This window comes from Marinobacter gelidimuriae (assembly GCF_000372805.1).
GTDB classification, from domain to species: Bacteria; Pseudomonadota; Gammaproteobacteria; order Pseudomonadales; family Oleiphilaceae; genus Marinobacter; species Marinobacter gelidimuriae.
In genome coordinates, this window is the sequence record NZ_KB889876.1 from 44,690 (window position 1) to 55,053 (window position 10,364).

14 protein-coding genes and 1 pseudogene are annotated in these 10,364 nt (G+C 55.0%); 10 read left to right on the forward strand and 5 right to left on the reverse strand.

Annotated features, from left to right (window positions below):
- Positions 1-59 precede the first annotated feature (59 nt).
- Positions 60-716, reverse strand: a complete 657-nt coding sequence (rsmD, locus tag A3OI_RS0107275) for a 16S rRNA (guanine(966)-N(2))-methyltransferase RsmD (RefSeq protein WP_018403638.1) — start codon at positions 714-716, stop codon at positions 60-62.
- A 144-nt stretch (positions 717-860) separates the two neighbouring features.
- On the opposite strand from rsmD, the gene ftsY reads away from it, so the two are divergent.
- The 6 genes from ftsY to A3OI_RS0107305 all read left to right on the forward strand — a co-directional run bounded on the left by ftsY (position 861) and on the right by A3OI_RS0107305 (position 6,972).
- Positions 861-1,952 (forward strand): signal recognition particle-docking protein FtsY, encoded by a 1,092-nt coding sequence (gene ftsY, locus A3OI_RS0107280; RefSeq protein ID WP_026224057.1) that lies wholly within the window; start codon positions 861-863, stop codon positions 1,950-1,952.
- Positions 1,953-1,992: 40 nt separating this feature from the next.
- Entirely contained in the window at positions 1,993-2,679 is a 687-nt protein-coding gene (ftsE, locus tag A3OI_RS0107285; protein WP_018403640.1) for a cell division ATP-binding protein FtsE, read from the forward strand.
- Complete coding sequence (gene ftsX, locus A3OI_RS0107290) at positions 2,672-3,658, forward strand: permease-like cell division protein FtsX (RefSeq protein ID WP_018403641.1); 987 nt, start codon at positions 2,672-2,674, stop codon at positions 3,656-3,658. Before ftsE ends, ftsX begins: the two co-directional genes overlap by 8 nt.
- A 133-nt stretch (positions 3,659-3,791) precedes the next feature.
- Positions 3,792-4,652 carry an RNA polymerase sigma factor RpoH gene (rpoH, locus tag A3OI_RS0107295; protein ID WP_018403642.1) on the forward strand — a complete coding sequence of 287 codons (861 nt, stop codon included), beginning with the start codon at positions 3,792-3,794 and terminating at the stop codon, positions 4,650-4,652.
- A 189-nt stretch (positions 4,653-4,841) separates the two neighbouring features.
- Positions 4,842-5,522, forward strand: coding sequence for a response regulator transcription factor (locus tag A3OI_RS0107300; RefSeq protein WP_018403643.1), 681 nt, complete (start codon positions 4,842-4,844; stop codon positions 5,520-5,522).
- Positions 5,509-6,972, forward strand: coding sequence for a sensor histidine kinase (locus A3OI_RS0107305; protein ID WP_018403644.1), 1,464 nt, complete (start codon positions 5,509-5,511; stop codon positions 6,970-6,972). The genes A3OI_RS0107300 and A3OI_RS0107305 overlap by 14 nt, the downstream gene beginning before the upstream one ends.
- 8 nt (positions 6,973-6,980) lie before the next feature.
- On the opposite strand, the gene A3OI_RS0107310 is transcribed toward A3OI_RS0107305, so the two are convergent.
- The 3 genes from A3OI_RS0107310 to A3OI_RS0107320 form a co-directional block, all read right to left on the reverse strand.
- Positions 6,981-7,250 (reverse strand): hypothetical protein, encoded by a 270-nt coding sequence (locus tag A3OI_RS0107310; RefSeq protein ID WP_018403645.1) that lies wholly within the window; start codon positions 7,248-7,250, stop codon positions 6,981-6,983.
- Positions 7,251-7,498: 248 nt separating this feature from the next.
- Positions 7,499-7,972, reverse strand: coding sequence for a transcription elongation factor GreB (greB, locus tag A3OI_RS0107315; protein ID WP_018403646.1), 474 nt, complete (start codon positions 7,970-7,972; stop codon positions 7,499-7,501).
- Positions 7,973-7,987: 15 nt separating this feature from the next.
- On the reverse strand, positions 7,988-8,248 hold the full coding sequence (locus A3OI_RS0107320; protein ID WP_018403647.1) for an acyl-CoA-binding protein: 261 nt from the start codon (positions 8,246-8,248) through the stop codon (positions 7,988-7,990).
- 358 nt (positions 8,249-8,606) lie between these two features.
- Between A3OI_RS0107320 and A3OI_RS0107325 the strand changes: the two genes are divergently transcribed.
- The 4 genes from A3OI_RS0107325 to A3OI_RS0107340 all read left to right on the forward strand — a co-directional run bounded on the left by A3OI_RS0107325 (position 8,607) and on the right by A3OI_RS0107340 (position 10,131).
- A complete protein-coding gene (locus tag A3OI_RS0107325; protein WP_018403648.1) occupies positions 8,607-8,900 on the forward strand; it encodes a type II toxin-antitoxin system RelB/DinJ family antitoxin in 294 nt (97 codons plus the stop codon).
- Positions 8,893-9,174: a type II toxin-antitoxin system RelE/ParE family toxin gene (locus tag A3OI_RS0107330; protein ID WP_018403649.1), complete on the forward strand. Its 282-nt coding sequence runs from the start codon at positions 8,893-8,895 to the stop codon at positions 9,172-9,174. Before A3OI_RS0107325 ends, A3OI_RS0107330 begins: the two co-directional genes overlap by 8 nt.
- 160 nt (positions 9,175-9,334) lie before the next feature.
- Entirely contained in the window at positions 9,335-9,628 is a 294-nt protein-coding gene (locus A3OI_RS0107335) for a helix-turn-helix domain-containing protein (protein ID WP_018403650.1), read from the forward strand.
- Positions 9,629-9,864: 236 nt separating this feature from the next.
- Positions 9,865-10,131, forward strand: a complete 267-nt coding sequence (locus tag A3OI_RS0107340; RefSeq protein ID WP_018403651.1) for a hypothetical protein — start codon at positions 9,865-9,867, stop codon at positions 10,129-10,131.
- Between the two features lie 99 nt (positions 10,132-10,230).
- Here A3OI_RS0107340 and A3OI_RS22650 read toward each other — a convergent pair.
- Positions 10,231-10,364: pseudogene (locus A3OI_RS22650) on the reverse strand (IS1595 family transposase); the annotation flags it as partial.

Sequence of the window (10,364 nt, forward strand, 5' to 3'; positions counted from 1 at the left end):
TCATAAAAAGCAGCGTCAGGCTGGTGTTGTGTCGGTAACCTTAAGTTGTGTCGGTAACCTTAAACTGACGTTGTGTCGGTTATCCGAAACAGGCAATAGCATACCTGCCCGGCGCTCTTTTGCCGCTGCAATTGCCAGCCGGCAGGCACCGCTGGGGTAGCCAGTTCACTTTCGTGTTCTAAATAAATCCAGCTACCGGGTTTGACCCAGCCGTTGTCTGCCAGCGCAGGCAGCAATCGTGTCAGCCAGCCCTGACGGAAAGGCGGGTCAATAAATACTATGTCAAAGCTTTCCCCCGGGCCGGCCAGAAAGGCATCGGTGTCCTGGCGCACAACACGGGCATTGTCGGCCCGCAGAAGTGCAAGATTGCTGTTGAGCGCTTTGATCAGTTCTGGCGTGTGGTCCACAAACACGCTGTGAGCTGCACCCCGTGATAACGCCTCTAGCCCGAGCGCACCGGAGCCCGCAAACAAATCCAGGCAGCGAGCCCCGGCCAGATGGAAACGCAGCCAGTTAAACAGGGTTTCGCGGGTGCGCGCCGGCGTTGGCCGCACACCTCCGCTGTCTGGAAATGTCAGCTTGCGGCTGCGCCAGTCGCCGCCGATGATGCGTAATTCGCCCTGGGCGCCCCCATTAGTAGAGGCCGATTTAGGGCGCTGACCATCGGCGGCGTGTTGCTTGGGCAAAGGGCGCGGTGACTTGCGGCGCTGAGGCATGGCATGTGTCCTGAAAGGCGGTGTTTGGGCCGGCCCATGATAAAACAAAAGCGTCGCCGCGTGCGCTACCTCGCTAACCGGCAGCAGTCTGTTAGAATAGCAGCCTAATTTGTCCCGCTTATTTTTGGATTCAATGGTATGACTATAACGGCAGAGTGGATTTCAATTGGCATTGCGGCCTTGGTTGTTTTGTTATTCGTGCTGGATCTGGCCAGCAACCGGCGTAAGATTCCGCGCCCGCGCGCATTCGAGTTGCGCCAGCCAGACTCGCAAGCCGCGCCTGCGCCGCAACCTCTGGCTGAAACAAAGCCAGAGCCCCAGATTAGCGTTCTTGAGCGCATTCGCCGCGGCCTGGGCAAAACCCGCGCTAGTTTTACCGGCGGCCTGGCGGATATGTTCTCGGCGGGCAAGAAAATTGACGCAGACCTGCTGGAAGAAATTGAAACCACACTGTTAATGGCAGACGTAGGCGTAACCGCAACCACCGAAATTATTGAATCGCTGACTGAGAAGCTTAAGCGCGATCAGCTTGAAGATGGCGAAGCCCTGCGCCAGGCGCTGCGCGACCAGCTCCACGGTTTATTAAAAGATGCCAGTAAGCCGTTTGTGCTCGACGCCCAGGCGAAGCCTTTTGTCATTCTTATGGTTGGCGTGAACGGGGTTGGAAAAACCACCACCATTGGCAAGCTCACCAAGAAATTTCAAGACGAAGGCAAATCTGTTTTGCTGGCCGCGGGGGATACCTTCCGCGCCGCCGCCGTGGAGCAGTTGCAGGTTTGGGGCGACCGCAATAAAGTCCCGGTGATTGCCCAGCACACCGGCGCCGACAGCGCGTCTGTTATTTTTGATGCCATTCAGTCGGCCAAGTCCCGCGGCATTGACGTGGTCATTGCCGACACGGCCGGGCGTCTTCAGAACAAAGACAACTTGATGAGCGAGCTGGAAAAAGTCGTGCGTGTGATGAAAAAACTCGATACCGCAGCGCCCCACGAAGTCATGTTGGTGCTGGATGCCGGCACCGGCCAGAACGCATTGAATCAGGCCCAGGTGTTTCAGCAAGCGGTGGGGGTGAGCGGCATTACACTGACCAAACTCGACGGCACGGCCAAAGGCGGTATTGTGTTCGCGATTGCCCGCCAGCTGCAGCTACCGATTCGCTTTATTGGCGTGGGGGAGCAGGTTGAAGACCTGCGCAGCTTTGACGCCCGTGCCTTTGTCGACGCTCTTTTTGACTAACGTTTGACTAACGTTTGAACGCTAACCACCAGGGATTGTGATGATCGAGTTCCGTCAGGTCACGAAACGCTATGGCAGCGATCACACTGCGCTGCGACAGGTGAACTTTACTCTTAACCGGGGCGAACTGGCGTTTTTGACCGGGCATTCCGGGGCGGGCAAAAGCACCTTGCTGAAACTGCTAGTGGTAATGGAGCGCCCCAGCGCGGGCGAAGTATGGGTTGGCGGGCAGTTGCTGAACAGCCTGCCGCGGCGGCAAATCCCCTACATTCGCCGTCACATTGGCGTGGTGTTTCAGAACCATCAGTTGCTGTTTGACCGCACCGTATTTGACAACGTTGCCATGCCGCTGCAGGTCATCGGAGTCGCCCCGGGTGACATTGGCCGGCGGGTGCGCGCGGCCTTGGACAAAGTGGGTCTGCTGAGCAAAGAGAAGATGAACCCCCTGCAGTTGTCCGGTGGCGAACAGCAGCGCGTCGGCATTGCTCGGGCGGTGGTGAATAAGCCACCGGTGCTGCTGGCCGATGAACCTACCGGTAACCTCGACCCGGAGCTGTCTGCCGATATAATGAATCTGTTTGGCCGGTTCAGTCAGGTTGGCGTAACCGTGTTGATTGCCAGCCACGACATTACACTGATTAACGACATGAACCGCCGCACCCTAAGGCTAGACCAAGGCCAGCTGGTGGCTGATGGCCGCCCGCGGACGGAGGCGAACCATGGCTAAAGCACCGGTTCCGCGCCCCGGCGGCGCCCGTCAAAGCGCCTCGCCGCTGAAGCAGGTTGCGGGCAGTTATCTGGATCACCACCGCACAGTAGCCCGCGACAGCATAGCGCGCATGTGGCGCAACCCGGTGTCCAGCATGATGACCTGGGCCGTTATGGGCGTTGCGTTGGCGCTGCCGGTGGCGTTGTTACTGCTGCTGGCCAGTTTGCAGAATGTCAGTGCCGGTTGGGAAAATGGCGCGCGGGTGACGGTTTACCTTGGCCTTGAAACGCCTTTGCCGCAGGCCAATGCGCTGGCTGATCAGATAGACACCGACAGTCGGGTGGCGTTTGTAGAACTGGTAGACCGCGAGCGCGCCCTGGCGGAGTTTCGCGTCAGCTCCGGGCTTGCCGACGCACTGGATTTTCTGCAGGAGAACCCGCTGCCGCACAGCCTATTGATTACGCCGGAGGCGAGTTATCGCAGTACCGACGGTGTGGAGGCTTTAGTGGAGTACCTTCAAGGCCTGCCTGCAGTGGAGCGTGTACAGGTGGACCTGGGCTGGTTGCAGCGGCTGAATGCCCTGGCCGGTTTATTGACGCGGGCGGCTCTGGCGCTGGCAATCTTGTTGGCGGTTGCGGTCGTATTGGTTATTGGTAACACCGTGCGCCTGGCCATTGAAAGCCGGCGCGATGAAATTCTGGTGGCCAAGCTGGTGGGTGGCACTGACGCCTTTGTGCGCCGCCCCTTTCTGTACACCGGCGCCTGGTTTGGTTTGGGTGGCGGTTTAGTGGCCTGGCTGTTGCTGCTCATTACTTTTTGGTGGCTAAGCGCACCGGTAGCAAGATTAGCGGCGTTATATCACAGTGATTTCGTTCTCAGTGGGTTGGGCTTTGAAAACGCAATAATGTTAATTTTTACTGCCATGACACTGGGTTGGCTGGGTGCCTGGGTGGCGGTGCGAAGACACTTGGATGACATGGAGCCCGGAGACCATTAGAATAATCGGCAGGAAGTCTGTAAACACCCGTATTTACCGCGTTTTAATGATGCGTTCAGGAACTTTCAGGGCATTTTGTGATCTTATAGCCCATTGCCTTTTTTTACAGCGTAGAGATTCGGAGGAATAAAGCATGGGCACAAGTTTACAGCTGATGAACAAGCTGGTTCCGGGCGCTAATCTCGAGTCTTACATTCAGGCTGCGAGTCGCATACCCATTTTAACCGTAGATGAAGAGCGCGCATTGTCGGAACGCCTGTATTACGAGGGCGATGTAGACGCTGCCCGCCAGTTGATTCTGTCGCATCTGCGCTTTGTGATTCACATTGCCCGTAGTTATTCCGGTTATGGCCTGAATCAATCTGACCTGGTGCAGGAAGGTAACGTGGGTCTGATGAAAGCCGTTAAACGCTTCAACCCCGAATACGGTGTGCGGCTGGTGTCGTTCGCAGTGCACTGGATCAAAGCAGAAATTCACGAATTCATTTTGCGCAACTGGCGCATTGTGAAAGTGGCGACCACCAAAGCCCAACGTAAGCTATTTTTTAATCTGCGCGGTCAGAAAAAGAAATTGGCCTGGTTGAGCCACGATGAGCTAAACGCAGTGGCCGCAGACTTAGGCGTAGAAGCTCGCGTGGTGCGTGAGATGGAAGGCCGCCTGTCGTCCCACGACACGGCTTTTGACGGCCCTATGAACGATGACGAAGACAGCGCTTACCAGGCGCCGGCGTATTATCTTGAAGATCACCGCAGCAATCCGGCTACCCAGCTTGAACGCTCCGACTGGACCGAAGATTCCAACGGGCGCCTGATGCAGGCTCTGTCCACTCTGGACGATCGCAGCCAGGATATCCTGCGCGAGCGCTGGCTGTCAGAGACCAAATCAACCTTGCACCAGCTGGCTGATCGTTACGGAGTATCTGCCGAACGCATCCGTCAACTGGAAAAAAATGCGATGAAGAAAATACGTCTGCACATGCAAGAAGCGGCCTGACTTTAACCGCTTAAATGCAGTGTTAACAAGGCCCTGGCAATTAACGCCACCGCCGCTTTTGCGCCCGGTGGCGTATGTGTAAGTGTTGCGTCGTCATAGGCGACAGCCTCTTACAAGATGGTAACTGGCCCAGCGGCCGGGTTATTCGTACCCTTGGAGCACTATCATAGGCCAGCGGGAGGTATACCGGTGAAAGCACTGGTCATAGAAGACGATCACGACGTAGCAAGTTACCTGGTGAAAGGCCTGCGGGAATCTGACTTTGTGGTGGATCACGCGGACGACGGCAAAACAGGCATGCTGATGGCAGCCAGCGAAGAATACGACATTATGATTGTCGATCGCATGTTGCCTGGCATGGATGGCCTCGCCATCATCAAAACCGTTCGCGCCACAGGCAATCAGGTGCCCATTTTGATTCTCAGCGCCCTGGGCGATGTGGACGACCGGGTAGAGGGCCTCCGTGGTGGCGGCGATGACTATCTCACCAAGCCTTTCTCGTTTGCCGAGCTGCTGGCCCGCATCGAATCGCTGATTCGTCGTAATCGCCAGGCAGCAGAAACCGAGACTGTACTGCATGTGGCCGATCTGGAAATGGATCTGCTGGCACGCACGGTGAAACGCGCAGGTCAGAATATCGGCGTACAACCGCGGGAATTCCGCCTTCTGGAATATCTGATGCGCAACGCCGGTCAGGTGGTTACCCGTACCATGCTGCTGGAAAAAGTCTGGGACTATCATTTTGACCCCCAGACCAACGTGATTGATGTGCACATAAGTCGTCTGCGGGCGAAAATCGACAAAGAGTTCGATACGCCGCTACTGCAAACCGTTCGCGGTGCCGGATACATGCTGCGTGAAACTGCTTAGCCAGCTCAGAACGTCGTCGTTCCAGCTGGCACTGCTGTATATGGTGGTGTTTGCTACCTCGGTTTTTTTGCTTCTGGCGTTCATATACTGGCGTACGGCCGGTTTTATGACCGCCCAGACAGATGCCACTATTGAAGCCGAAATTGCGGGCCTTGCAGAGCAATATCGTGGGCGCGGCGTGAACGGCCTGATTACCATCATCCGTGAGCGTGTGGCCCGCGAGCCCAACGCAAAGTCTATTTATCTGCTGACCACCGACGAGCATGTCAAACTTGCCGGTAATATCCAGAAATGGCCGCAAAGCACCCCCACGGAAGCCGGCTGGATCAACTTCAAACTCGATGAAACAGTAGGCTGGATGGGCAATCAGCGCCTGGCCCGCGCGCGAATCTTCGAAGTGCAGGGCGGTTTGCTGCTGTTGGTGGGCCGTGATGTGGAAGAGCTGACCAACGTTAAAAAGGTCATTGAAAACACCATCAATTGGGGCATGGGTATTACCCTTGCTCTGGCCCTGCTGGGCGGTTTTCTGATGAGCCGTAGCACCACTCGCCGCATTGAAATCATCAATAACACCTCGCGCCGAATTATGAACGGGCACATGTCACTGCGTATGCCAAATCGCGGAACCGAAGACGATTTCGACCAGCTGGCGGAAAACCTGAACCAGATGCTGGACCGTATTGTGTATCTGATGGAGGGCATTCGCCATGTATCCGACAGCATCGCCCACGATTTGCGCACCCCGCTGACCCGCCTGCGTAATCAGCTTGAAAACACCCTGATGTCGGTCGATAACGACGAAGCCCGTGAGCAGGCCAGACGAGCGGTGGCCGAAGCCGACCAACTGCTAGCCACGTTTAACGCCCTGCTGCGAATTGCCCGCCTGGAAAGTCGTGGCAACGCCGGGGATGTGAAAACCGTGGCAATAGACGCTCTGGTGGAAGACGCTTGCGAACTTTACGAAGCACTGGCCGAAGATAAAGATCAGAACTTCGAGCAAGAGCTGGAACAAAGTGTAAACATTGAAGGCGACCGGGATCTGCTGTTCCAGATGTTCAGTAATCTGATTGATAACGCCATCAAGTACACCCCGGAACACGGCACTATTCGCATTGTTGTGCGCAAAGAAAACGACGAAGCGGTATTTTCGGTGCAAGACAGCGGTATTGGCGTGCCAGACGAAGAGAAGAGCCAGGTATTTCAACGCTTCTACAGGGTGGGTAAAAGCCGCTCTTTACCCGGCAACGGGCTCGGCCTTAGCCTGGTGAATGCGGTTGCGGAAATTCATCAGGCCCGCATCGAGCTGACGGACACTCACCCCGGCGAAGAGTCACCGGGGTTGACTATTACCGTGCGTATGCCGGCGGTGGTGAAAGAGCGCAGAAAGCGGCGTAGAAAAACCATCAACGCTGCTAGCCCGGCGATTGAGGACGACACCAGCATAGTCTGAAGGCGGATTCAGCCCTGTTGTTTATCTTGCTTGACTGGACGTAACAGGCGATTAGCCCTCTGTTCAACCGTTTCACTCAGTCTTTCGAAGCGGGCTTTTTGCAGATCAAAACGAACCTGTAAACTGTCCCACTCGCCTGCCAGCTGTTTCTGCCCGTGCATCAGATAAGCCGCCAGATTATGGCGATTTACCTTACTGGTAATACCGAAACGGTCCAGCTGATAACCCAGGGTGTCGACACCTTGTAGCGCCAGGTCCTGTAATTTTTGACGGTTCATAACAGCCTCCGTTGTGAATGTAACTGCGTTGGCTGAACGTTACGCCGGGCCACTAGAGTGCACAACCTAATTATGGTGAACGGTAGCGCTCAGTAATCAATTCTGACCAACGGGTAACGGCCCCGACACCCATTGGTAATAGTGTTGGAGTATAATAAAATCTATTCAGCAGCTGGGACTCCAGACAGCGCGAACTTTGCCCCGTTCAACGGGGTTTTTTTATGTCTGCTGTCAGCGTTTATGAAACGTCAGCAAGGGTAGTGAATGGTCTCAATGAGCCAGGTTTTTTCGCCGGCCGGCAGTATAACCGCCACTTCGTCACCCACCTCTTTTTTCAGGCAGGCACGCACCAAGGGTGCGTCGACAGAGGCGTAATCGTTGCGGCCGTAGATTTCGTCAGGCCCTACAATGCGGAACGTCAGTGGTTTGTCGTCTTCGTCCAGCAGGCTGACCCAGGCGCCAAAAAATACCTTACCTTCTTGCTCCGGCGAATAGGCAACCACCTTCAATTCTTCAAAACGCTTGCGCAGATAGCGCACGCGACGGTCTATCTCCCGCAGTCGCTTTTTGTTGTATTGATAATCAGCGTTTTCAGAGCGATCGCCAAGGCCGGCGGCCCAGGTTACTTTGCGGGTAACCTCCGGGCGTTCGTGGCGCCAGAGCTGATCCAGCTCTTGCTGCAGCAAATCATAGCCTTCGCGGGTAATCAGATTGGTTTTCATAGCCGGCCCACGACGCTACTTAACCGCAGCGAGTTTGTCGATGTACTGCTGCATTGCCTGGTCTTTTGACGCACCTTCCAGTTTGGCCCAGGCGTCGTACTTTGCCCGACCCACAAAATCCATCATTCCAGGGCGCTTACCGCTGGCATCGCCGACGGTTGCCTGCTTGTACAGCGCATAGAATTCGAGTTTCATTTCCGTCGAAGGCTTAAAATCTCCGTCGGCGTTCTGTACCTCATTCACGGCTTCATCAAATTGGGCTTTTAAATCACTCATGGTGGCTCTCCTGTGGCTGATGCGGCGAGTATAGCGGTCGCGGTGGTTGTCGTCACAGTTGCGAGCTGGCTCCGATGTTTATTTAACTTCACCGAGCGCTATATCCGGTGGTAGAAGGTTTCCTGCTCATCTCTGCTCGACCTTTTCTGGCAGAAATGAAAAGCTTGGATAATACCTGTAATCAAAGCCTCATTTTCTATAGCGGGCAATATTGGTGTCTAAGTAACGGTCGTTTTATGGACGATCGACGGTATATAAAATACTGACATCTGACCAAACGTAGTGATTTAGGCACGGCTTGATCGTATCTCATTTGAGATACATAATAGCGTCACGCATAACAATCGGAGAACTCATCATGGCTCACACTTCAATGCTACACGTTCGCGTGGACGACGAGTTGAAGGTTGATGCAGCGGAAAAACTCGCCAGCTTCGGTCTGACGGTATCAGATGCCGTCCGTATCCTTCTAACCCGCGTAACCAAAGAGGGCGGGTTGCCCGTTGGATTAACGGCTGATCCGGAAGCCCATGACGCCTGGTTCCGCGACAAAGTGAAAGAGGCCCTAGCTGACGCGCAACCAACCGTTCCTCATCAACAGGTAATGGATCAGGCACAAGCGTTGATCGACAGGAAGCGCCGTAGTGCCTGAACGGGTATGGCTAGAACTGGCTCGTACCGACCTGCTGGGGATAGTTGATTACATCTCTGATGACAATCCCGATGCAGCACAGCGCGTAAAAGATGACATCGAGATGAAAGCTAAAAAGTTGTCGGAATTCCCCAAAATAGGGCGCCTTGGCCGAGTTGAAGGCACCCGTGAACTCATCGCCTGGTCAAACTATATCCTCGTGTATCAAGAAGATGCCTTGACGGTGCGACTACTGCGCGTGTTACATGCTGCGCAACAGTGGCCACCAACCTAACAGCCCCTATTGCCGTTTTCATGGGGGGATTTTATACCCCCTTGTTCTTAGCGTACGTTTTCGTACCGCTGGACTTCAGACCCCCATCATGGGCGACCTGGCAAAGCTGACGCGATAGCGTCGGCTCGCCGCCTTCATGGAACCTAACCAGGTGACAGACATGGCAAACGAACGATTCGAAAGTGTGTGGGATGCGATTGAAGACACCCCTGAAGAAGCCCTGAACATGCGCCTGCGCTCCGATCTGATGATTCAGATCACCAGGCGCGTGAAGGAGTGGGACGTCACTCAGAAAGAGGCGGCGCAGCGCCTGGGTATCACCCAACCCCGCCTGAACGACCTGCTGAACGGCCGCATCAACAAGTTTGGCCTCGACGCCTTGGTCAACCTGACCGGTCCGGCGCACTTCCACGTGGAGCTGACGCTGGAGGACGAGGAGGCGGCTGTGGCCTGAGGCCATGCCTCCCGGGGATATTCCGCAAACCATTAACCGAAGGGGTCACAGCCGATGTGGCCCCTTTTGCGTTATTACGTTAAATAACGCACAAACGCATTCCTCGACCGAGTCAGCTACGACGACAGCCAGTACCAGGGCGGCACCGTCTTCGATGCCAGAGAAGATCAAAAAGCGATTGACGAAATGGAGCGGGTTTTGAAATCCCTGCTTAGAAAAGAATAACCGGAGTGAAAATGGTCAAGCCAAACTACGAAATCGAGAGCACGGATTCGTTTATCGCGGGCGCTGAGGAAAGGGCGAACCGCAACGCGGTGAAGCCCGACAATCTGGTCCAAATAGGGAATCGAGTTCCGAAGGAATTACGACGCCAACTCAAGCAGGCGGCACTCGAAAACGACACCACGATCAACGCCATTCTGATTGACGCATTGGAAGCGTGGCTGGCCGACAACGATACAAAGCGACTCAGAGGCAGCGCCCTGGACGATGATGGGCTCTGATAACAAACGGTCGTTTTCTGGACGCGCTGACTGAACCCTCAATTTTGCCACTTTTACCATTGTTTTATGATCAACAATCACGTACAAAAAACTACCTGATTACGCATAAGAGTCAGCCATCTTTAGCAGCCTATAGGGCATAGGCGGTGTCCGGGCTGCTACTGTCAGGAACCGCGGAAGCATGGCTTTGAGATCGTAGCGCCGATTGAAGCGGTATTCGAACTCAGCGAGGT

Excerpts from the sequence above, each read along its gene's own strand:
- rsmD (WP_018403638.1), bottom strand. The coding sequence starts at position 716 with ATGCCTCAGCGCCGCAAGTCACCGCGCCCTTTGCCCAAGCAACACGCC.
- ftsE (WP_018403640.1), top strand. The coding sequence starts at position 1,993 with ATGATCGAGTTCCGTCAGGTCACGAAACGCTATGGCAGCGATCACACT.
- ftsX (WP_018403641.1), top strand. The coding sequence starts at position 2,672 with ATGGCTAAAGCACCGGTTCCGCGCCCCGGCGGCGCCCGTCAAAGCGCC.
- rpoH (WP_018403642.1), top strand. The coding sequence starts at position 3,792 with ATGGGCACAAGTTTACAGCTGATGAACAAGCTGGTTCCGGGCGCTAAT.
- A3OI_RS0107310 (WP_018403645.1), bottom strand. The coding sequence starts at position 7,250 with ATGAACCGTCAAAAATTACAGGACCTGGCGCTACAAGGTGTCGACACC.
- greB (WP_018403646.1), bottom strand. The coding sequence starts at position 7,972 with ATGAAAACCAATCTGATTACCCGCGAAGGCTATGATTTGCTGCAGCAA.
- A3OI_RS0107320 (WP_018403647.1), bottom strand. The coding sequence starts at position 8,248 with ATGAGTGATTTAAAAGCCCAATTTGATGAAGCCGTGAATGAGGTACAG.
- A3OI_RS0107325 (WP_018403648.1), top strand. The coding sequence starts at position 8,607 with ATGGCTCACACTTCAATGCTACACGTTCGCGTGGACGACGAGTTGAAG.
- A3OI_RS0107335 (WP_018403650.1), top strand. The coding sequence starts at position 9,335 with ATGGCAAACGAACGATTCGAAAGTGTGTGGGATGCGATTGAAGACACC.
- A3OI_RS0107340 (WP_018403651.1), top strand. The coding sequence starts at position 9,865 with ATGGTCAAGCCAAACTACGAAATCGAGAGCACGGATTCGTTTATCGCG.